The sequence below is a fragment of the Sinomonas sp. genome (assembly GCF_036848755.1).
Taxonomy (GTDB): domain Bacteria; phylum Actinomycetota; class Actinomycetes; order Actinomycetales; family Micrococcaceae; genus Sinomonas.
The window spans coordinates 24,911-45,991 of sequence record NZ_DAIUJO010000002.1 but is presented as its reverse complement, the minus strand read 5'-3'; the positions used below and the strand labels follow the sequence as shown (position 1 = coordinate 45,991).

Genomic DNA, 21,081 nt, shown 5'->3' with positions numbered 1-21,081 from the left:
GCGGCGGGTCAGGGGCCGGTCAGACGTCGGCCGGATCTCATGCTCCTGAGAGTCCATCCTGGCTACGCACTCCTGTTCGGGTCGTCTCGGCGGATCCCCCCACCGTGCTCCGCCGAGGGCGGCACAAGTTCTCCGGGTTCGCCATGGCTCCTCTTGAGCAGGTTCAGGGCATGCTCGAGGATGCCGACGGCGGCCACCTGATCCACCACTCTACGGTGGTCCCGTGTGGACAGGCCAGCCGAGCGCAGGTTGCGGTGCGCCTCGACGGTGGTGAATCTCTCGTCGATGAGCCGGACCTCGCACTCTGAGCCCTCCGCGGCGAGGCGGTCCGCGAGGAGCCGGGCGAAGCCGCGGGCCATCGCGGCCGAGGCAGATTCCTTCCCGCTCAGCCCCCGCGGAAGGCCGACGAACACTTGGATCGCGGTGCGCTCGCCTGCTTCACGGGCCAGAGCGTCGATGTCCTGGTTCCTCTTCGGGTCCCTGACGAAGGTTTGGACGGGGCTCGCCAGGATGCCGTCCGGGTCGCAGGCTGCGAGGCCCACGCGGACGGTACCGACATCGACACCGAGCCGCACCCCTCGGCGGAACGCCGGGGGCTGCTGTTCAGGTGCTCCGAGGGACATCGGCCTGCCTTCAGCGGGTGGCCACGGCCGCGGCGACCGCGCTCAGGGCCTCGACGACCTTCGAGGCGTCCGTGCCGCCGCCCTGTGCGACGTCGTCCTTGCCTCCTCCGCCGCCGCCCAGGACACCGGCGGCGGTGCGCACGAGGGCGCCCGCCTTGATCCCCACCTCGCGGGCGGCCTCGTTGGTGACCACGAGCACGACAGGGCGCCCATTCGCGACGCCTGCCACGGCGACAGCGGACGCGCTGGCGCCGAGGCGTCCGCGGAGGTCCAGCGCGAGGCCTCGCAGCTCGTCCGCGGAACTCACCTCGCCCGCGTCATGGGTGATGAGGCGAACCCCCGCTACGTCCTTCGCCGACCCGACGAGCGCCGCGGCGGAGGCCGCGAGCTTCTCCTTCCGGAGCCGCTCGAGTTCCTTCTCGGCGTTCTTGAGCTTCGCAAGCGTCGCGCCGATACGCTCCGTGAGCTGGCCGGAGGGAACCTTGAACATCTCCGTGAGCTCGGACACGAGGGCGCGCTCGGCGGCCTGATGGCGGAACGCGTCCAGGCCCACGAAGGCTTCGACGCGGCGGTTGCCCGACCCGACGGACTGCTCGCCGAGGAGCGTGAGCGAACCGATGAGCGCGGTCGAGTCGACATGCGTGCCACCGCAGAGTTCCATCGACCACGGGCCGTTGATCTCGACGACGCGGACCCGGGAGCCGTAGTTTTCGCCGAAGAGTGCCATCGCACCCGCCGCCTTGGCCTCGGCGAGCGGCATCTCGGAGGTGTTCACGGTGAAGTTGTCGCGGATGGCGAGGTTTGCGACCTCCTCGATCTCGCTCCGGGAGGCACCGCTGAGCTGCTCGCCCCACGCGAAGTCGAACCGAAGGTAGCCGGCCTTGTTGAAGGAGCCGCGCTGGACGGCCTCCGGACCGAGGATCTGCCGGAGTGCCGCGTGAACGAGGTGGGTCGCGGTGTGCGCCTGTTCGGCGGCGTGACGGCGTTCGCGGTCGACGGCGGTGCGCACGAGGGCGGCCGACGGAAGCTCGCCTTCGCGGACGATGCCCTTGTGCACACTCAGGCCCTTCACGGGGCGCTGGACATCGAGCACCTCGACAACGAAGCCGTCGCCGGTGATCAGCCCGGTATCGGCAGCCTGACCACCCGCTTCGGCGTAGAACGGTGTCTCTTCGAGGACGATCTCGACTTCCGAGCCGGTCTGGGCGCGGCTGATCTGGGACCCACGAGCGAGGAGGCCGCGAATCCGCGACTCGCCCTCGAGCTCCGTGTAGCCCGTGAAGACCGTGGGCCCTTCGGCGAGGAGCTCCTGGAACGCGGTGAGGTCCGCGTGGCCGCTCTTCTTCTCCTTCGCGTCCGCCCTCGCCCGCTTGCGCTGGTCCTCCATGAGGGAGCGGAAGCCGGTCTCGTCCACCTGGACCCCGGCCTCCTCGGCCATCTCGAGGGTCAGGTCGATGGGGAAGCCGTACGTGTCGTGCAGCGTGAAGGCCTCCTCGCCCGAGAGGGCGGTTCCGGACGCCTTCGAGAGCTTCACTGCTTCGTCCAGTCGAGCCGTGCCGGCGGCGATCGTGCGGAGGAATGCCTTCTCCTCGGCGTACGCGATCCGGCTGATGCGATCGAAGTCCTTCTCGACGTGCGGGTAGACGCCCTTCATGGCGTCCCGAGAGGCCGGGAGCAGCTCTGGCAGGACGGGCTTCTCGACGCCGAGCAGGCGCATCGCCCGCACTGCCCGGCGGATCAGGCGACGCAGCACGTAGCCCCGGCCTTCGTTCGAGGGGGTCACGCCGTCGGCGATGAGCATGAGCGCCGACCGGACGTGGTCCGCGACCACACGCATACGGACGTCGTCGCCGTGGTGGGGGTCCTGGTCGGTCTCGGCGGACGTGTACTCCTTGCCCGAGAGCTCCGATGCCTTGTCGATGACCGGGCGGACCTGGTCGGTCTCGTACATGTTCTCGACGCCTTGAAGGATCATGGCGAGGCGCTCCATGCCGAGGCCCGTGTCGATGTTCTTCTTGGGCAGTTCCCCGACGATGTCGAACTCGACCTTCGAGCGCACGTTCTCGATCTGGTACTGCATGAACACGAGGTTCCAGATCTCGATGTACCGGTTGTCGTCGGCCGCGGGGCCGCCCTCGATGCCGTAGGCGGGGCCCCGGTCGTAGTAGATCTCCGAGCAGGGCCCGGCGGGGCCGGGCTGGCCGGTGGACCAGTAGTTGTCGCTCTTGCCCATGCGCTGGATGCGCTCTGCCGGAATGGCGGTGTGGGTGAGCCAGAGGCGTTCGGCCTCGTCGTCCTCCTCGTAGACCGTGACCCACAGCCGCTCGGCTGGGAGGCCGTAGCCGCCGTCGTCCACGCTCTTGGTCAGGAGCTCGTACGCGAACTTGATCGCGTCTTCCTTGAAGTAGTCGCCGAACGAGAAGTTGCCGCACATCTGGAAGAACGTGCCGTGCCGGGCGGTCTTGCCGACCTCTTCGATGTCGCCCGTGCGGATGCACTTCTGGACGCTCGTGGCGCGCGGGAACGGCGGCTCTTCCCTTGCGGTCAGGTACGGGATGAACGGAACCATCCCCGCAACCGTGAAGAGCAGCGAGGGATCGCTGGAGACGAGCGACGCCGAGGGCACCGCCGTGTGCCCCTTGCTGACGAAGTAGTCGACCCAGCGTCGAGTGATCTCGTGCGACTTCATGGCCAGTTGTTCAACCCTTCCGAAGTTGTCCACCGCGTGGCTCTGACACGCGGTGTGGACGCAGCGGGCGTCCCGCCGCAACATTCCATTGTGCCCTGAACGGCGCCTCGGCCGCGAACGGCCCGCTCAGGCCTCGATGCCGAGCGCGGCGCGCAGCTCGGCTTCGCGAGCTGCCATCGCGCGTCGGACGTCCTCCGCGAAGTGCGCCGCTCCGTCGGCGAGGCTATTCACCGCTCGATTGAGGCCGCGCGGCGACGGATTGTCGCGAAGCTGCTGCGCGGTGCGGTATGCCACTACACCGACGGCTGCCCCGAGGGAGAGCCAGATCAGACTCCTCATGCCATGCCCCGTTCGTTTCTCCGGTGGGTTCTGTCCTGCTAACGGCTTCGTCGTCCCGAGGGCCTCGCGGTGCTGCCGCGCTGCGCCCACGCCGTCCTGACCCCGTAGGTAAAGGACGCGACCTTGACGAGGGGCGAGCCGACCGTGGCCGCGACGAGTGACGACAGGGCCGAGACATTGGCCGTCGCGTCGGAGACGTTGGCCGCGATCCCATCGACCTTCTTGAGCTGCTCGTGGGTCGTCGTTACGGTGGAGGTCACCTCGTCCATGAGTGGGGTGGCGCCGTCCGCGAGCGTCCGGATCGATGCCCTCAGCTCGTCGAACACGCGGCCGAGTTTGATGATCGGCACTGCGAGCAACGCGACGAGCACTGCGAACACGCCAGCGGCGATGAGGCCGGCAATGTCGGCTCCGGACACAGGGTTCCTCCTCACGGGATCGCCGCCACGGCGTCCCTTGGCTACCTTACAGGGGTTGTCTCCAGCGCCCCGTTGCACACAAAGGAGCCCGCGGACCTCGGGCCGCGGGCTCCTTGCTGTTCGAGTGGGATCAGCGCGCGTAGTACTCGACGACGAGCTGCTCTTCGCAGGTCACCGGAATCTCGGTGCGCTTGGGGCGGCGCACGAGCCGGGCCTGGAGGGCCTCGAGCTTGACGTCAAGGTAGCCCGGGACGGCCGGGAGAACGTCGCGGTGGGCGCCGGCGGCGGCAACCTGGAAGGGCGCCATGCTCTCGGAGCGCTCGTGCACGCCGATGAGCTGGCCCTCGGCGACGCGGAACGACGGGCGGTCAACACGCTTGCCGTCGACCGTGATGTGGCGGTGCACGACCAGCTGGCGGGCCTGCGCGATGGTCCGGGCGAAGCCTGAGCGGAGCACGAGCGCGTCAAGACGCATCTCGAGGAGCTCGATGAGGTTCTCACCGGTCAGGCCCTTGGTGCGCTTGGCCTCCTCGAAGGCGCGGGCCATCTGCGCCTCGCGGATGCCGTACTGCGCACGGAGGCGCTGCTTCTCGCGGAGGCGGACTGCGTAGTCCGAGTCCTGCTTCTTGCGTGCGCGGCCGTGCTCACCGGGGCCGTACGGGCGGCGCTCCATGTACTTGGCGGCCTTGGGGGTCAGAGCGAGGCCGAGAGAGCGCGAGAGGCGCGTCTGACGGCGGGCACGAGTGCTCGACACGTGGTTCCTTTCGTTGCGCAACGGCTTGCGTAATTCCTGGCCTCCAGGCGGGAGAGCTTCGGCCCGTTGCTGCCATCAGCTGCCATCCGCGCTGCCCTCAGGACACAGCTCTGGGCAGGCGACCTGCACAGAGAACGGGGCACAGAAGGAGCAGACACGCGACGTGCCAGACGGTGAACTAGCCTATCACGTGCCGCGGATGATCGATCGCAGCCGCTCGAGCCGTGCGGCGATCTCCCGTTCGGCTCCGTTGCCCGTGGGCACGTAGTAGTCCTTGCCCACGAGGTCGTCGGGCGCATACTGCTGCGCGGCAACCGAATGCGGGGCGTCATGGGAGTAGACGTAGCCGGCTCCGTGGCCGAGGCGCTGCGCTCCCGCATAGTGGGCGTCCCGAAGATGGGCCGGGACCCCCGTCCCCCGTCCGGCGCGGACGTCGGCGATCGCGGAGTTGATGCCCATGTACGCCGCGTTCGACTTCGGGGCCGTCGCGAGATGGACCACGGCCTCGGCCAGCACGATCCTCCCTTCGGGCATTCCGATGAGCTGCACCGCCTGCGCTGCTGCCACAGCGGTCTGGAGGGCCGTCGGATCTGCCATCCCGATGTCCTCGGCCGCGGAGATGATGATCCGCCGGGCAATGAAGCGAGGATCCTCTCCTGCTTCGACCATCTTTGCCAGATAGTGCAGCGCGGCGTCGACGTCGGAGCCCCTGATGGATTTGATGAAGGCGCTGATGACGTCGTAGTGCATGTCGCCCTGGCGGTCGTAGCGCACAGCGTGCACGTCGAGGGCCTTCTCGGTGTGGCGCACCTCGAGGGTCGCGGGCGCGCTCGGGCGCGCTACGCCGTCGTCGTCCCCTTGCCGCCCGCCGTCCTCCCGTGCCGCCTCGTCGAGGGCGACCGCCGCCGCGGCTTCGAGCGCGGTCAGCGCGCGACGCGCGTCTCCCCCCGACAGCCGCACGAGGTGCTCCGCCGCGTCGTCGGAGAGGACGACGGCGCCGCCCAGTCCGCGGGGATCTTCCACTGCGCGCTCGAGCAGTCCCCGGATGTCTTCCTCCGTGAGCGGCTGGAGGGTCAGAAGCAAGGACCGCGAGAGGAGTGGGGAGACGACGGAGAACGACGGATTCTCCGTCGTCGCCGCCACGAGCACGACCCACCGGTTCTCGACCCCCGGGAGCAGGGCGTCCTGCTGGGCCTTCGTGAAGCGGTGGATCTCGTCGAGGAACAGGACGGTCGTGATGCGGTGCAGGTCCCTCGCGGTGAGGGCCTCGTCCATGACCCGGCGTACGTCCTTGACCCCGGCCGTGATCGCCGAAAGCTCCACGAACTTTCGGCCCCGGCCGCGCGCAATGACGTGGGCGAGGGTCGTCTTCCCGGTGCCGGGCGGACCCCACAGGATGACCGAGCTCGGCCCCGTGGGGCCGCCCGACGCCTCGGCGCCCGCCGCGAGCTGCCGGAGCGGCGAGCCCGGACCCAGCAGATGCTGCTGCCCCACGACCTCGTCGAGACTGCGCGGGCGCATCCGGACAGCGAGCGGGCTGCGCTGGGCTTCCCGCCGGGCGCGCTCGACCCGGTCCGCCCCTTCCGTTGGCCCGGCTCCGCCTTCGCGCACGGGGTCGACTCCGCCGTCGTCTACGGGCTCGAGTCCGAACAAGTCTTCCATCAGCAGTACGCTACGCCGCTCGGGCGACGGTCAGGCGCGCGCCTTCTCCCCCACCACGGGCTTCTGGGGCGGGTTCCCCGATGGAGCCTTGGCGGGGTCGGGCTTCGCGTCGACGCCCGCCTCCTTGCGCTGCTCGGGGGTGATCGGCGCGGGCGCCGCCGTGAGCGGATCGTAGCCGTTGCCCGTCTTCGGGAACGCGATGACCTCCCGGATGGATTCGACTCCCGCCAGGAGCGCGACCACACGGTCCCAGCCGAAGGCGATTCCGCCGTGCGGAGGGGCGCCGTACTTGAAGCCCTCGAGGAGGAACCCGAACTTCTCCTGAGCAGCGTCATGGTCGATGCCCATGACGTTGAACACCCGCTCTTGGACATCGCGCCGGTGAATACGGATCGAGCCGCCGCCGATCTCGTTGCCGTTGCACACGATGTCGTAGGCATAGGCGAGGGCGTTGCCGGGGTCCTGGTCGAACGTGTCGAGGAACTCAGGCTTCGGCGACGTGAACGCGTGGTGCACGGCGGTCCACGCGGAGTAGCCCAGAGCGACGTCGCCCGAGGCCACGGCCGCTTCGGACGGCTCGAAGAGCGGTGCGTCGACAACCCAGACGAACGCCCAGTCGGCGGGGTCGATGAGCCCCGTGCGGTGGCCGATCTCGACGCGTGCCGCGCCGAGCAGCGCCCGTGACGCCGACTGGTCCCCGGCGGCAAAGAAGATGCAGTCGCCCGGCTTCGCGCCGACTGCCCGGGCCAGGCCTTCGCGCTCGGTCTCGGTGAGGTTCTTGGCGACGGGCCCGGCCAGCTCGCCGTCCTCCTTGAAGAGGACGTACGCGAGGCCCTTCGCGCCGCGCTGCTTCGCCCACTCCTGCCAGGCGTCGAGCGTGCGGCGGGGCTGTGAGGCTCCCCCGGGCATGACGACGGCGCCCACGTACGGTGCCTTGAACACGCCGAACGTCGTGTCCTTGAAGTAGTCGGTGAGGTCTGTGAGCTCGAGCCCGAAGCGCAGGTCCGGCTTGTCCGAGCCGTACTTGGCCATCGCCTCGGCATACGTCATGCGGCGGATCGGGGTCTGGACCTCGACGCCGATGAGCTTCCAGATCGCGGCGACGATCCGTTCGCCCAAGGCAATGATGTCGTCCTGCTCGACGAAGCTCGCCTCGATGTCGAGCTGCGTGAACTCGGGCTGGCGGTCGGCCCGGAAGTCCTCGTCCCGATAGCACCGCGCGATCTGGTAGTACTTCTCGATCCCGCCGACCTGGAGCAGCTGCTTGAAGAGCTGCGGCGACTGCGGGAGCGCGTACCACGAGCCCGGCGCCAGGCGGGCGGGGACGAGGAAGTCGCGGGCGCCCTCGGGAGTCGAGCGCGTGAGCGTGGGCGTTTCAACCTCGACGAAGCCCTCGTCGTGCAGGAGTTCGCGCGCCACGCGGTTGGCGTCCGAGCGCAGGCGCATCGTGCGGGCGGGGCCGGGCCGCCGGAGGTCAAGGTACCTGTGCCGAAGGCGGGCCTCCTCGCCGACCTCGACGTGTTCGTCCACCTGGAACGGCAGCGGCTCGGCGGTGTTGAGGACGGTCACGCGCTCAGCGATGACCTCGATCTCGCCGGTCGCGAGCTGCGGGTTCTCGTTGCCCTCGGGACGCCTCTCGACCGTGCCGACGACCTGGAGGACGTACTCGTTGCGCAGTCCGTGGAAGACCTCCTCCTCGCGCACAACGATCTGTGCGACGCCTGACGCGTCCCGCAGGTCGACGAACGCCACGCCGCCGTGGTCCCGGCGGCGGGCCACCCAACCGGCAAGCGTGACGGTCTGTCCAATGTGCTCGGCACGGAGGGAACCGAGGTCATGTGTGCGCAGCACGGCGCTCCTCTTCAGAAGTTCTGGTCTTCGATGCGATCAGGGCCGGGACCTTCCGTCCGTCCCTGCCGTCGGCCCATGGGGCGCGCCGACGGCGGGCATGCTGGACCTGTCCGATATCCCTGAAAGTCTACCTGCCCTCATTCGGGCGGATCTGCGGCACGACGTCCTCGGCGGACGGGCTCCACGACGACGGATCGGCGGGGACCTGCTCCCCCGAGCGGATGTCCTTCACCTCGTGCGTGCCGTCGTGGTGGGCAAACCAGACGAACGGGATCCCGCGCCGGTCGGCGTATTTGATCTGCTTGCCGAACTTCTCCGCCGTCGCCGCCACCTCCGTGGGGATGCCCCGGGAACGCAGCTGCCGCGCCACCTGCTGGGCGCCCGACCACGAGTCGTCGTCTGCGAGGGCGACGAGCACCGCCGTGGGCACGGACCGCGACGCTGTTGCGAGCTCGGCCCCGATGATCCGGCTCACCAGCCGGGTCACGCCAACCGAGAGGCCGACGCCGGGAAACTTGCGGTTGCCCTTCGTCGCAAGGGCGTCATAGCGGCCGCCCGAGCAGATGGAGCCCAAGTGCTCGTGGCCCACCAGCACGGTCTCGTAGACGGTTCCCGTGTAGTAGTCGAGGCCGCGCGCGATGCTGAGGTCGGCGATGACCGTCCCCGGAGCTGCGGCTGCGGCCGCGCCGATCACCTGCTCGAGCTCGGCGAGTCCCTCCTCAAGCAGTTCGTCCTCCACCCCGAGATCGCGCACGCGCGCAACGAACGAGGTGTCCTCGGTCCGGATCGAGGCGAGCTCGAGAGCTGCCTTGGCCTGCTCCGGGGTTGCGCCGAGCTCCTCGTGCAGGAGTTCGGCGACGCGCTCGGGCCCGACCTTCTCGAGCTTGTCGATGCTGCGCAGCACCCCGGCCGTGTCGGTGAGCCCGATGCCCCGGTAGAAGCCCTCTGCAAGCTTCCGGTTGTTGACCCTCAGACGGAACGGCGGGATCGGCAGGGCGGAAAGCGCCTCGACGATGACGCGGGCCAGTTCCACGTCATAACGGAACGGGCGAGCGCCGTCGCCTACGACGTCGATGTCTGCCTGCGTGAATTCGCGGGCCCGCCCCTCCTGCGGGCGCTCGCCACGCCAGACCTTCTGGATCTGGTAGCGGCGGAAGGGGAACGCGAGGTAGCCCGCATTCTCGACGACGTAGCGCGCAAAGGGGACAGTCAGGTCGAAGTGGAGGGCAAGAGCGTTCGCGTCCGCCTTGTTCGCCGCATCCTCATCGTCCTGGAGACGGCTCAGCCCGTAGACCTCCTTGTCGATCTCGCCCTTGCGCAGGAGCTGACCGACTGTCTCCACTGCCCGGGTCTCGATGGACGAGAAGCCGTGCAGTTCGAACGTCCTCCGGAGCGTGTCGAGCACGTGGAGCTCCACCAATCGCTCCTGCGGAAGCCACTCGGGGAATCCGGACAGCGAGGCGGTACGTGCCATGGGGTCAATGCTCCTTGAGTGCGAACGGCGTGCGTAGACTGACTGATGCCCAAGTTTATGCGGTAGCCAGGGAGGTCGGTCCGCGTGCCAAAACGCAGCGCACAGGAGGCGCGCCGCCGCGTGCAGCTCATGGAGGCCAAGCAGGCCCTCCGGAGCAGCCACGAGGCTCGTCGTCGCCGCGACAACATCATCGCGGGGAGCGCGTTGGTCGTAGCGCTCGCGCTAGCGGGCGTTCTGCAGGGGACCGTGTTCGCGTCGAATCCGACCGCCGAGGAGTACGCCGCCGTGCAAGCAGGCCTCGCCTCGCCGTCGGCCTCGGCCAGCGCCTCCCCCTCGGCCTCTACCACTCCGTCGGCGGCAGCAACCAACGCGCCGGGCATCCCGGCGGCAAGCACTGCGGCAGGAAAGACGTTCACGGGCAGCCTCGTGCTCAACGCCGGGACGCTCGGCGTCGAGATCGACGGCACGAAGGCCCCCCAGGCGGCGGCCGTCTTCAAGTCCCTCGCGGACAAGGGCACGCTCAAGGGGCGCGTGTGCCACCGGCTCACGACGAGCGCGACGGCGTCGATCCTGCAGTGCGGTGCCGAGGACGCAACGGGCAAGTCGGATCCGACCTACACCTGGGGCCCCCTCGAGAACACGCCGGCGGATCAGAAGTACCCCGCCGGGACGATCGCCGTCGCCCGCACCTCGGACAACGCGTACGGCAATGGGCAGCAGTTCTTCATCGCGTACAAGGACTCGACGTTCCCGAACGACGCGGCGGGCGGCTACACCGTCGTGGGCCACGTGACCTCCGGCCTGGATGTCATCACCAAGATTGCCGCGGCAGGAGTCGCCCCCGGCGGTGCCTCGGCTGACGACGGATCCCCGGTGACCCCAGTCACGATAGACTCGTTCACACTGAACTAAGCCGCGGGCCAGGCCCGTAACTCCAGTCCATCACAAGCGAAAGACTTCTAGCGGTGACCGAAAGTCAGCAACCCGACGACGCCGCAGCTCCCCAGGCTGCTCCCGTTCCCTCCGTCCCCTCCCCCGCGGCCTTTGCGAAGGCAAAGCCCGGGCCGGTGCCCGCACCAACACCAGCGCCCGCAGCCGCCGCTCCGGCGGCCCCTGCTGCGGTCAATCTCACTGAAGCCCGCAAATGGGGACGGGTCGAGGGAGACGGCCACGTCTTTCTGACGGTCGACGGCGAGGAACATTCGGTCGGCCAGTATCCCGGAGTCTCCGAGGATGAAGCGCTCTCCTACTTCGCGCGCAAGTTCGAGGACGTGATCGCTCAGATCGTCCTCCTCGAGCAGCGTGTCTCCTCTCATGCCGCCGCGGGTGACGTTCGCAAGGCCTCGGGGCATCTCCGTGCGCAGCTGAGCGAGCGCGCGATGGTCGGCGACATCCGCGCCGCCGAAGCCCGCCTCGACGCCCTCGACGCCGCCGTGACGGAGGCAGAGGCCGAGCAGAAGGCGGCTCACGAGAAGGCTCGGGCGGAGGAGCTGGCCAACCGCGAGGCCATCGTGGCGGAGGCAGAGACGATCGCCGGGCAGGATCCGCAGCGGACGCAGTGGAAGACGAGCGGCGCGCGCATGAACGAGTTGTTCGACGCGTGGAAGACGTCGCAGAAGTCTGGGCTCCGGCTCGGCCGTGCCGCGGAGGACGCGCTCTGGAAGCGGTTCCGGGCCGCCCGCACGCAGTTCGACCGGCACCGCAGGGCCTACTTCTCCCAGCTGGACAGCGCGAACGCTGCGGCGAAGGCCGCCAAGGAGCAGCTCATCGCCGAGGCCGAGGCGCTTCAGACGTCCACGGACTGGGGCTTCGCAGCAGGCGAGTACCGCCGTCTCATGGACGAGTGGAAGGCTGCACCGCGGGCCAACCGCAAGGAGGACGACGCGCTGTGGACCCGCTTCCGCGCCGCACAGAACGTCTTCTTCGAAGCGCGGCAGGCGGCCAACGAGGCCATCGACCGCGAGTTCGCGGCCAATCTGAGCGTCAAGGAGGCGCTCCTGGCCGAGGCCCAGCAGTTGCTCCCGATCACCGACGTGAGCGCTGCCAGGCGCGCCCTCCAGTCGATCCGAGACCGCTGGGAGGACGCAGGGAAGGTGCCGCGCGCCGACATGGGGCGTATGGAGGCCGGCCTCCGGAAGGTTGAAGAGGCCATCCAGCACGCTGAGAACGAGAACTGGCGTCGGACTGACCCGGAGATCCAGGCCCGCACGGATTCGGCCCTGTCGCAGCTTGAAGCGTCGATTGCGAGTCTCCGTGAGGAGCTCGTGAAGGCTGAGAGCTCGGGCGACGCGCGGGAGGCAGCGAAGGCTCGCGAGGCGCTTGAGGCCCGCGAGTCGTGGCTGGAGACGCTTCGACGTTCGGCGAGCGAACTCGGCTGATCGGCTCCCGAAAGCCCCGGGCCCTCTCACAGACGTCGTGAGGACCCGGGGCTTTTTGCATGTTATCCACATGGGGTCTCTGGCGGCACGTGTGAGAGGCCGCCAACGGGCATGATGGCTTGCATGCGCCATGCTCCTGCTCCATCGCCGCACAAGGCTTCAGCGACCTCGGCCGCTCGCCGCTTGCCTGAGGTGCTCGTCCCCGGCCGTCCTTTCACGAGTTCGGAGCTTCAGGCGATGGTCAACGATGGGATGCTTCAGCGCCTTGTCGACGACGCGTACGCTCCCGCCACGAGCACCCCGACCCCCGAGCTGCGAGCGGCCAGCCTCGCCGCGATCCTCAATGCTCGCCTCCGGCGGCGCACGGTGGTGGGTCGGATGTCGGCAGCCTGGATCTACGGGTGTGCGCCGGCGCCGCCTGCGCCCGTGCTGCTCGTCCCCGCGCCGCGCCGGCTCTCGTCGACAGGCCGCGGACACGGGGCCCTCCTGCACGAGGTCGTCCTGGGCGACTACGACGTCCTCGAGTTCGGTGCCCTTCTCGTCACGAGTCCGCTCCGCACTGCCGTCGATGTGGCGGTTCACTCCGAGGGCGCACTCGCAATGCAGACACTGCGGCGGCTCCTTGGCAGGCCTGGCCTCGGCCTCACTGCCCCGCTCGTCGGAAGGGCGATTGAGACCCTCCCGCGCCAGCCCCACAAGCGACGCGCGCGCGATCTCCTCGCTCGGCTCGCTACGACGGATTCGACGGGCCGGTGACGGTTTCAGGTACGACGGCGGTTGCCCGTTGTGCGGTAGACGTCGAACACTCCGTCGATGCGCCGTACCGCGCTCAGGACGTGGTTGAGGTACTTGGGATCGCCCATCTCGAACGCGAAGCGCGAGAGCGCGAGGCGGTCGGTCGACGTGTGGACGTGCGCGGAGAGGATGTTGACGTGGTTCTCCGCGAGCACGCGCGTGACGTCCGAGAGGAGGCTCTTCCGATCGAGCGCCTCGACTTGAATCTCGACCAGGAAGACGCTCGACTGGGTGGGCGCCCACGCGACTTCGACGATCCGATCAGACTGCGCGCGCAGCCCCGCCGCGTTCGTGCAGTCCGTCCGGTGAACCGACACGCCCGAGCCGCGCGTCACGAATCCCATGATCGGGTCGGGCGGCACAGGGGTGCAACATCGGGCGAGCTTCACCCAGACGTCGTCCACGCCCTTGACGATGATGCCGGAATCCGAATACTTGGGCGGCGCCGAAGTCGTAGGCGCTATCGTCTCTGCGATGTCCTCGGCTGTGCCAGCCGCCCCGCCGAGGCTGTCGACAAGCTTCTCGACGACGGACTGCGCGGAGGCGTGGCCATCGCCGATTCCCGCATACAGTCCCGCGATGTCCTGGTATCGGAACTCCTGCGCGACCGCCAAGAGTGTGTCATGGCTCAGGAGCCGCTGGAGCGGGAGGTTCTGCTTGCGCATAGCGCGCGTGAGCAGTTCCTTGCCCTTGTCGATGGCTTCCTCGCGACGTTCCTTGCTGAACCACTGGCGGATCTTGTTGCGGGCCCGGGCGCTCTTGACGAAGTTCTGCCAGTCCTGGCTCGGGCCGGCCCCCTCGGCCTTCGACGTGAAGATCTCCACGACGTCACCGTGATTGAGCTCGCTGTTGAGCGGCACGAGCTTGCCGTTGACGCGCGCCCCGATGGTCCGGTGGCCTACCTCGGTATGGATGGCATATGCGAAGTCCACCGGCGTCGAACCAGCGGGCAAGGCCATGACCTCGCCCTTGGGCGTGAACACGAAGACTTCTTTGGCGTTGATCTCGAACCGCAGGGAGTCGAGGAACTCCCCCGGGTCCGACGTCTCCTGCTGCCAGTCGACAAGGGAGCGAAGCCAGCCCATCTCGGCCGCCTTGCCGCTCGGCGTGTGCGAGTTGCGGTTCGGCTGGTCCTTGTACTTCCAGTGCGCAGCGACACCGTACTCAGCCCGCCGATGCATCTCGTGCGTCCGGATCTGGATCTCGACGGGGCGACCGTTGGGACCGATGACCGTCGTGTGCAGCGACTGGTACATGTTGAACTTCGGCATCGCGATGTAGTCCTTGAACCGCCCAGGAAGGGGGTTCCAGCGCGCATGCATCGCGCCGAGCACCGCATAGCAGTCCCGCACGGAGTCCACGAGGATGCGGACACCCATGAGGTCGTTGATGTCGTCGAATTCCTTTTGGCGGACGATCATCTTCTGGTAGATCGAGTAGTAGTGCTTGGGCCGGCCCGTGACCTCTGCACGGATCTTCGCCCCGCGAAGGTCCTCCGTGATCTGGTCTCGGATCACGGCGAGCTGCTTCTCGCGCTCGGGCGTGCGGGCGCCCACCATGCGCACGATCTCCTCGTACACCTTGGGGTAGAGCGCTGCGAACGAGAGGTCCTCGAGCTCCCACTTGATGGTGTTCATGCCGAGACGGTGGGCCAGCGGCGCGAAGATCTCGAGCGTCTCGCGCGCCTTCTTGGCCGAGGATTCGGGCGAGACGAAGCGCCATGTGCGCGCATTGTGGAGACGGTCCGCGAGCTTGATGACGAGGACCCTGATGTCCTTCGCCATCGCCACGACCATCTTGCGGACCGTTTCCGCCTGTGCAGCGTCTCCGAACTGCACCTTGTCGAGCTTGGTCACGCCGTCGACGAGCATCGCCACCTCAGGACCGAAGTCCTTGCGGAGCTGCTCGAGGGTGTAGGACGTGTCCTCCACCGTGTCGTGCAGGAGCGCGGCGGCAAGAGTGGTGCCTGTCATCCCGAGTTCGGCGAGGATGGTCGCGACAGCGACCGGGTGCGTGATGTAGGGGTCGCCGCTCTTGCGCTTCTGGCCCTGGTGACTGCGCTCCGCCACTTCGTAGGCCCGAGTGATCAGGTCGAAGTCCTCGCGCGGATTGTTGGCGCGCACGGTGCGCAGCAGGGGCTCGAGGATGGGCGAGTGGGCCGCGACGCTGCGGCCGGTAAGCCGGGCCAGCCGTGAGAAGGTGCGGTCCCGGCGTCCGAGGAGCGGTCGTTCGAGCAGGCTGTTCCCACCGACGGGAGGATCGGCGGGCGGGCGTGGCGGAGCGACAGCCGTGCGGAGCGCTGGACTGGTCAGCACGGAGTTGCCGGAGGAGGCAGGGGCGGACGGCGAAGGTTTGTCGGAAGGGGCTGGAGTGGACGGTACGGGGCCGGACGGCGCGACGTTGGAAGCGGGCGCTGATGCCGGAGACGTGGTGGTCGACGGTTCGGACGACGTCGCCGAGCCGGCAGCGGGCGCCGTCTGGCCTTGGGCGCGCGGGAGCTCCGGCTGGGCGCTGCCAGCCGACCCCGCAGACTGCGGGGCGCCGGACCGGGCCGGAACGGGCGTCGGGCGCTCCTCCACGCAAGCCTCCTGAACGGTAAGAGGATTAATTCAGTCTATGCCTGTCGCAACATCGGGCAGAATCTCGCCCATTCCCTAGTCGGGCGCCTGTTCGCCAATAGCTTTCGCGACCCATTCACAGCTTTGCGTCGACAGGGGTGGAACGCGACGACCCGAGCCGGCTCTCCGCGCAATGCGGGCCTTCTCGGGCCGTCGTCGTGCTGAATGGTGCCTAGACCGCGGGAGCCGCAGCAGCAGCCGCTCGCCGGGCGGCGACCTTCTCCGCCTGCTTCACGAGGTCGGTCTCGCGTTCGCGCAGTCCGGCATACATCGGGGCTGCAATGAAGAGCGTCGCAGCCGTTCCGACGAGGATGCCCACGAAGAGCGCGAGGGACAGGTCACGGAGTGTACCCGCACCGAGCAGGCCTGCGCCGATGAAGAGGATTGCGGCCACGGGCAGGACCGCCACCATCATGGTGTTGATGGAGCGCACGAGCGTCTGGTTGACAGCGAGGTTGACCTCCTCGGCGAACGTGCGCCGCGATGAGGTCTTGATGTCCGCGGTGTTCTCGCGGATCTTGTCGAAGACCACCACGGTGTCGTACAGCGAGTAGCTGAGGATGGTCAGGAAGCCGATGATGGCCGACGGCGTGATCTCGAAGTTGCTGATCGCGTAGACCCCCTCGGTGATGAAGATGGTGACCAGCATGCCGCTGAGAGCGGAGAGGGACATCTTCCACGTGCGGAAGTACAGCGCCATGAGGACTGCCGCGAGGACCACGAACACGATGAAGCCGATGAGCGCTTGGTTCGTCACGTCGGCGCCCCACGTAGGACCGATGAATGTTGACGTCACATTGTTCTGGCTCACGCCATAGGCCGCCGCGAGTTTGTCCCTGAGCTGCAGGGTCTGTGCCTCGGAGAGCTGATCGGTCTGAACCTGGATCGTGTTCCCGGCAACGTTCGTGACCTGCGGGGCGCTGCTCGGAACCACAGAGTGGACGGCGTTTTCACCCGGGAGCGTGTCGCTCGTCTTCGTCGCGGAGATCGTGAACTGGGACCCGCCGCGGAAGTCGATGCCGAGGTTGAACCCGCCGCGGAGGATCGGCACGACAATCGCGATGAGCACCGCGATTCCCGCGATGATGAACCAGAGCTTCTTCTTCCCGACGAAGTCGTATGACCGCTTCCCGGAGTAGAGGTCGTTCCCGAAGCGGGCGAGGACGGTCGTCGACATCAGTTCTCCTCCTGGGAGCGCTCGGTGCGCTGGCTGCTCTTGCCGGCCGCGGCGAGATCCGACTGCGTCTCGCCCTTGGCCTCCGCCTCGGCTGCCCGACGCTCGGCGATGGTCATGCGACGCCCGGCCTCGCGGGCAGCGGCCGCGTTCTTCGGCTTGAGCGAGGACTTGGCAGCCTCGGAGGCTTCCCTCAGACGACCCGCACCGCGGTACAGCGGAACGGCACCGAGCTGGACGGGATCGAGACCGGAGAACCGGTGGCCCTCGCCGAAGAACTTGGTGCGCGCGATGACCTGGAGCGTCGGGTGCGTGAACATGAACACCACGAGGAGGTCGGCGATCGCGGTCAGCCCGAGGGTGAAGGCGAAGCCCTGCACGTTGCCGACCGCGACGAAGTACAGCACGACGGCGGCGAGCAGGTTCACAGCCTTGGACGCCAGAACAGTGCGCTTCGCACGACGCCAGCCGTTCTCCACGGCCGAAACGAGGCCCCGTCCCTCGCGGAGTTCGTCGCGGATCCGTTCGAAGTAGACGATGAACGAGTCCGCTGTCTGGCCGATTGCGACGATCAGACCGGCGACGCCCGCCAGGGAAAGCCGGTAGTTCTCGGTCCAGCCGAGGATCGTAATGGCGAGGTACGTGAGGAGCCCGGCGACGACGAGCGAGGCGATCGTCACGAAGCCCAGCGCGCGGTACTGGAACAGGGAGTAGACCACCACGAGGAGCAGTCCGATGACGCCGGCCAAGAGACCCATTTCGAGCTGCTGGGTACCGAGCGTGGCCGAGATCTGCTGCTCGCTCTGGATGTCGAAGCTGATCGGCAGCGCTCCGAAGCGCAACTGGTCGGAAAGCGTCTGGGCCGTCTGCTGTGTGAAGTTGCCGGTGATCTGCGGGTTGCCGTCGGTGATGACCGCGAGGGCCTGCGGCGCCGAAAGGACCTTGTCATCCAGCACGATGGCGAACTGAGCCCGCGGATCGGCCCCGCTCGTGCTGCCCGCGGCGTTGTAGAACCCGTTGAGCCGTTGCGTGACGTCCTTGAACTTCTTCGTGCCGTCGGCGTTGAACTGGATGTTCACGGCCCATTGGTTCGTCACGGCGCCCTGCTGGCCCTGTACGAGGCCGTAGGTCGAACCGGAGATGTCGGAACCCGGAATTTCGACCGGGCCGAGGATGTACTTCACCGCCGGATTGCCGTTCGCAGCCGGCTGGCACGTGACGAGGGGCTTCGACGGATCGGACCGCTGCGTCGTCTCGGGCTGGGGCTTGGTGCAGTCGAGCGCCTCGTACTGCTTGTACAGGGCGGCTGTGATCCAATTCTGGTCACTTGCGTTCGTCGGCGCGGCAGTCGGGTTCGGCAGCTGGTTGTCCGGAACGAGCTGGTTCTGGGGCACTGCGCCAGGGTTGCCGTCCGTGAGGACCGGCCGGAAGTTCATGTCCGCCGAGGCCTGGATGAGCTGGCGCGTCTGGGCCGAGGGGATGCCGGGAAGGTTCACCACCACGTTGCGTCCGGATTCCGTGCTGATCTGGGCCTCGGACACACCGGAACCGTCGACACGCTGCCGGATGATCTGGACAGCTTGATTGAGCTGGTCCTGGTTGACCGTGCCGCCGCCGGTGACCTTCGGGGACAGGATCATCTGCGTGCCGCCCTCGAGGTCGAGCGCGAGCTTCGGCGCCCACGACGTCTTCCCGGCGATGGCGCCGCCGCCGAGCACGGAAACAAGGGCGACGAACAGGACGACGAGCCAGACGAGCGTCCTGAGTCCCGGCCGCTTGCTGCGGGAACGAGCCATGGGTTCCTAACTCCTGGTGGGAACGGAACCCGCGCGCGGTCGGCCCGCGCGCGGGTGTGGCGAACTGCCTACTTGCCTTCGCCCTCGAGGCGCCGGAGGGTCTGCTCAGGCGTCTCGTGAAGCTGGGCCTCGGGGCGCTGGGCCTCCGGCCGCTGGATCTCGGGCCGCGGGTCGAAGCGAGGATCCATGGCAGAGCCCTCAGCACCTGAGGCGCCAAGCCCCGCGTCCGTCGCGTTCTCCTCGGCGGGGACCGGCGGCTCGACAATCTTCGAGACGGCCTGACGGTGAACCGTCGCAGTCGTACCGGGCGAGAGCTCGAGGACGACCTTGTTCTCGGCCTCGTCGACCGAGAGGATGCGGCCGAAGAGACCGAAGTTCGTCATGACCTCTACGCCGGGGACGAACTTCGTGCGCATCTCGGCCTGCTGTGCCTGTGCCTTCTTGTTGCGCCGGAACATCGTGAAGATGAAGAACGCGAAGATGACAAGCAGGAGGATGGTCATCAAGTCCATGGCTGAGTCCAATCTGTTGCTGGGACGCGCTGCCTGGGAATGCGCGTCGGACCCGGCTGTTTCCGGGCACGGCATGACGTCCCGCCGTGCAGGATGTCTTACCTCAGTCTACGGGCAACCGCCATCAAGAGTTCCCGTCGGCACGCCTGCCGTCAGCTCCAGTCGGCGAGGGCTCCGCCGTCGTTCGCCTCGTCCCCCTCGCTGCCGCCGACGGCGCCGGGGCCGAAGAGCGTTGCGCTGTAGGCGAACGGCGCGTCGGGAGGCAGGGGCAACCCGAGATGCGCATAGGCGGCGGGAGTCGCTATTCGCCCGCGAGGAGTCCGCCCCATGAGGCCCTCGCGAACGAGATACGGCTCCGCCACGGTCTCAACGGTCTCGGGCTCTTCGCCGACTGCGATTGCGAGCGTCGAGAGGCCCACCGGCCCGCCCCCGAATTTGGTCACGAGCGCAGACAGCACGCCGCGGTCGAGCCGATCGAGGCCCTTCGCGTCCACTTCGTACATGTCGAGGGCCGCGGCGGCGGCCCGCGCGTCGATCTGTTCGATGCGGTGCACGAGCGCCCAGTCCCTGACTCGGCGCAGGAGGCGGTTGGCGATGCGGGGGGTCCCGCGCGACCGGCCCGCCACCTCGGTGAACCCCGCGGAAGTGACCCGCAGATCGAGCAGGCCCGCGGAGCGGCGCAGCACGAGTTCGAGCTCCTCGACCGAGTAGAACTCGAGGTGGCCCGTGAAGCCGAACCGGTCCCGGAGCGGGCCCGGAAGCAGGCCCGCGCGGGTCGTTGCGCCGACCAGGGTGAACGGCGGAAGGTCCAGCGGGATGGCCGTGGCCCCGGCGCCCTTCCCCACGACGATGTCGACCCGGAAGTCCTCCATCGCCATGTAGAGCATCTCCTCCGCCGGCCGGGACATGCGGTGGATCTCGTCGAGGAAGAGGACTTCGCCCTCGGACAGAGAGGACAGGATGGCCGCGAGATCCCCCGCGTGCTGGATGGCCGGACCCGACGAGATGCGCAGCGGCGCGTTCATCTCCGCGGCAATGATCATCGCGAGTGTCGTCTTGCCAAGACCCGGAGGTCCGGACAGCAGAACATGGTCGGCGCTCCGCCCCCGCAGCCGTGAGGCCTCGAGCACGAGCGAGAGCTGCCGCCTCACGCGCTGCTGCCCGACGAAGTCGTCGAGGTGCTTTGGCCGGAGAGCCGCCTCGATGGCGCGCTCCTCCGGCTCTTCGCCGCCCGAGACGAGGGACGGCTCAGCCACGGGAACCCGACTTCGCCGGCGTTCGCGCACCTTGGCCCAGCCAACGGAGGGTGGCCCGCAGGATCTCCGGCACGCTTCCTGCTTCAGCGAGGCCTGGCTCATCCTCGAGCGCCCGCTCGATGCTGGACGAGGCATCCTTCTCGGACCATCCAAGCGACGTCATTGCCTCGAGCACCTGGGGCTTCCACGCCCCCGCCCCGGACCCGCTGGACGACGGCGCGTGCTCGCCGGGCGTCCCGAGCGGCACCAGCTTGCCCTTGAGTTCGAGGACGAGGCGGGCGCCGACTTTGGGACCGATCCCCGGAACCTTCGTGAACGCCTTCGCATCCTCGGAGTGGGCCGCGACGCGCACCGCCTCCGGGCTGTGGACCGCGAGGACTGCAAGGGCGAGGCGTGGCCCGACGCCCGCAACGCCGAGGAGCACCTCGAACACCTCTCGCTCCTCGGGGGAAGCAAAGCCGTACAGCGTGAGCGAGTCCTCCCGCACGACCAACAGTGTGTGGACCGTCCCTGTCTCCCCCACCCGCAGGGAAGAAAGCGTCTGGGGCGTCGCTGCGAACGCCATGCCGACGCCTCCGACGTCGATCACTGCCGAAGAGAGCCCGACATGCGCCACCGTCCCGCGGAGGAAGCTGATCACGGGGGGACTCCTTCTGCCGTCCGAACATATCTACGAACAAGTTACAGGGGGTAAGGGACAGAAGGCGTCAAGGCCTGCGGCGCGCCTTCGACTCCGCCTCT

The 21,081-nt window shown here is 68.2% G+C and carries 18 protein-coding genes; 4 read left to right on the top strand and 14 right to left on the bottom strand.

Going from position 1 to position 21,081, the window contains the following annotated elements; translation table 11 throughout:
• Nucleotides 1-62: 62 nt before the first annotated feature.
• From ruvX to hisS, 8 genes are all read right to left on the bottom strand, one after another.
• Nucleotides 63-623, bottom strand: coding sequence for a Holliday junction resolvase RuvX (gene ruvX / locus V7053_RS00600; protein WP_334170315.1), 561 nt, complete (start codon nucleotides 621-623; stop codon nucleotides 63-65).
• A 10-nt stretch (nucleotides 624-633) separates the two neighbouring features.
• The gene (gene alaS, locus V7053_RS00595) at nucleotides 634-3,312 is read right to left on the bottom strand and encodes an alanine--tRNA ligase (RefSeq protein WP_334170314.1); all 2,679 of its coding nucleotides are present in this window, start codon (nucleotides 3,310-3,312) and stop codon (nucleotides 634-636) included.
• 126 nt (nucleotides 3,313-3,438) lie between these two features.
• A complete protein-coding gene (locus tag V7053_RS00590) occupies nucleotides 3,439-3,651 on the bottom strand; it encodes a hypothetical protein (protein ID WP_334170313.1) in 213 nt (70 codons plus the stop codon).
• 38 nt (nucleotides 3,652-3,689) lie between these two features.
• The gene (locus V7053_RS00585; RefSeq protein ID WP_334170312.1) at nucleotides 3,690-4,070 is read right to left on the bottom strand and encodes a DUF948 domain-containing protein; all 381 of its coding nucleotides are present in this window, start codon (nucleotides 4,068-4,070) and stop codon (nucleotides 3,690-3,692) included.
• A gap of 130 nt (nucleotides 4,071-4,200) precedes the next feature.
• On the bottom strand, nucleotides 4,201-4,824 hold the full coding sequence (gene rpsD, locus V7053_RS00580; protein ID WP_334170311.1) for a 30S ribosomal protein S4: 624 nt from the start codon (nucleotides 4,822-4,824) through the stop codon (nucleotides 4,201-4,203).
• Between the two features lie 186 nt (nucleotides 4,825-5,010).
• Nucleotides 5,011-6,345, bottom strand: a complete 1,335-nt coding sequence (locus V7053_RS00575; RefSeq protein ID WP_443022473.1) for a replication-associated recombination protein A — start codon at nucleotides 6,343-6,345, stop codon at nucleotides 5,011-5,013.
• 171 nt (nucleotides 6,346-6,516) lie between these two features.
• A complete protein-coding gene (gene aspS, locus V7053_RS00570; protein WP_334170309.1) occupies nucleotides 6,517-8,337 on the bottom strand; it encodes an aspartate--tRNA ligase in 1,821 nt (606 codons plus the stop codon).
• 127 nt (nucleotides 8,338-8,464) lie between these two features.
• Nucleotides 8,465-9,811, bottom strand: coding sequence for a histidine--tRNA ligase (hisS, locus tag V7053_RS00565; protein WP_334170308.1), 1,347 nt, complete (start codon nucleotides 9,809-9,811; stop codon nucleotides 8,465-8,467).
• A gap of 129 nt (nucleotides 9,812-9,940) precedes the next feature.
• Here hisS and V7053_RS00560 point away from each other — a divergent pair, with 129 nt between their 5' ends.
• The 3 genes from V7053_RS00560 to V7053_RS00550 all read left to right on the top strand — a co-directional run bounded on the left by V7053_RS00560 (nucleotide 9,941) and on the right by V7053_RS00550 (nucleotide 12,945).
• Nucleotides 9,941-10,723, top strand: coding sequence for a peptidylprolyl isomerase (locus V7053_RS00560; RefSeq protein ID WP_334170345.1), 783 nt, complete (start codon nucleotides 9,941-9,943; stop codon nucleotides 10,721-10,723).
• A 29-nt stretch (nucleotides 10,724-10,752) separates the two neighbouring features.
• Complete coding sequence (locus V7053_RS00555) at nucleotides 10,753-12,189, top strand: DUF349 domain-containing protein (protein ID WP_443022472.1); 1,437 nt, start codon at nucleotides 10,753-10,755, stop codon at nucleotides 12,187-12,189.
• Nucleotides 12,190-12,372: 183 nt separating this feature from the next.
• On the top strand, nucleotides 12,373-12,945 hold the full coding sequence (locus V7053_RS00550) for a hypothetical protein (RefSeq protein WP_334170306.1): 573 nt from the start codon (nucleotides 12,373-12,375) through the stop codon (nucleotides 12,943-12,945).
• Between the two features lie 5 nt (nucleotides 12,946-12,950).
• Here the strand turns inward: V7053_RS00550 and V7053_RS00545 are convergent, their stop codons facing one another.
• The gene (locus V7053_RS00545; RefSeq protein ID WP_334170344.1) at nucleotides 12,951-15,221 is read right to left on the bottom strand and encodes a RelA/SpoT family protein; all 2,271 of its coding nucleotides are present in this window, start codon (nucleotides 15,219-15,221) and stop codon (nucleotides 12,951-12,953) included.
• Between the two features lie 133 nt (nucleotides 15,222-15,354).
• On the opposite strand from V7053_RS00545, the gene V7053_RS00540 reads away from it, so the two are divergent.
• The gene (locus tag V7053_RS00540) at nucleotides 15,355-15,576 is read left to right on the top strand and encodes a hypothetical protein (protein ID WP_334170305.1); all 222 of its coding nucleotides are present in this window, start codon (nucleotides 15,355-15,357) and stop codon (nucleotides 15,574-15,576) included.
• A 198-nt stretch (nucleotides 15,577-15,774) separates the two neighbouring features.
• Here the strand turns inward: V7053_RS00540 and secF are convergent, their stop codons facing one another.
• The 5 genes from secF to ruvA all read right to left on the bottom strand — a co-directional run bounded on the left by secF (nucleotide 15,775) and on the right by ruvA (nucleotide 20,980).
• Entirely contained in the window at nucleotides 15,775-16,779 is a 1,005-nt protein-coding gene (gene secF, locus V7053_RS00535; RefSeq protein ID WP_334170304.1) for a protein translocase subunit SecF, read from the bottom strand.
• Complete coding sequence (gene secD, locus V7053_RS00530; RefSeq protein WP_334170303.1) at nucleotides 16,779-18,572, bottom strand: protein translocase subunit SecD; 1,794 nt, start codon at nucleotides 18,570-18,572, stop codon at nucleotides 16,779-16,781. The genes secF and secD overlap by 1 nt, the downstream gene beginning before the upstream one ends.
• Nucleotides 18,573-18,640: 68 nt before the next feature.
• Nucleotides 18,641-19,075: a preprotein translocase subunit YajC gene (gene yajC / locus V7053_RS00525; RefSeq protein ID WP_334170343.1), complete on the bottom strand. Its 435-nt coding sequence runs from the start codon at nucleotides 19,073-19,075 to the stop codon at nucleotides 18,641-18,643.
• Nucleotides 19,076-19,236: 161 nt separating this feature from the next.
• A complete protein-coding gene (gene ruvB / locus V7053_RS00520) occupies nucleotides 19,237-20,340 on the bottom strand; it encodes a Holliday junction branch migration DNA helicase RuvB (RefSeq protein WP_334170302.1) in 1,104 nt (367 codons plus the stop codon).
• The gene (ruvA, locus tag V7053_RS00515; protein ID WP_334170301.1) at nucleotides 20,333-20,980 is read right to left on the bottom strand and encodes a Holliday junction branch migration protein RuvA; all 648 of its coding nucleotides are present in this window, start codon (nucleotides 20,978-20,980) and stop codon (nucleotides 20,333-20,335) included. Before ruvA ends, ruvB begins: the two co-directional genes overlap by 8 nt.
• Nucleotides 20,981-21,081 lie beyond the last annotated feature (101 nt).

Coding starts and splice junctions, on each gene's coding strand:
- ruvX (WP_334170315.1), bottom strand. CDS start 623: ATGTCCCTCGGAGCACCTGAACAGCAGCCCCCGGCGTTCCGCCGAGGG.
- alaS (WP_334170314.1), bottom strand. CDS start 3,312: ATGAAGTCGCACGAGATCACTCGACGCTGGGTCGACTACTTCGTCAGC.
- V7053_RS00590 (WP_334170313.1), bottom strand. CDS start 3,651: ATGAGGAGTCTGATCTGGCTCTCCCTCGGGGCAGCCGTCGGTGTAGTG.
- V7053_RS00575 (WP_443022473.1), bottom strand. CDS start 6,345: ATGCGCCCGCGCAGTCTCGACGAGGTCGTGGGGCAGCAGCATCTGCTG.
- hisS (WP_334170308.1), bottom strand. CDS start 9,811: ATGGCACGTACCGCCTCGCTGTCCGGATTCCCCGAGTGGCTTCCGCAG.
- V7053_RS00560 (WP_334170345.1), top strand. CDS start 9,941: ATGGAGGCCAAGCAGGCCCTCCGGAGCAGCCACGAGGCTCGTCGTCGC.
- secF (WP_334170304.1), bottom strand. CDS start 16,779: ATGTCGACGACCGTCCTCGCCCGCTTCGGGAACGACCTCTACTCCGGG.
- secD (WP_334170303.1), bottom strand. CDS start 18,572: ATGGCTCGTTCCCGCAGCAAGCGGCCGGGACTCAGGACGCTCGTCTGG.
- yajC (WP_334170343.1), bottom strand. CDS start 19,075: ATGACCATCCTCCTGCTTGTCATCTTCGCGTTCTTCATCTTCACGATG.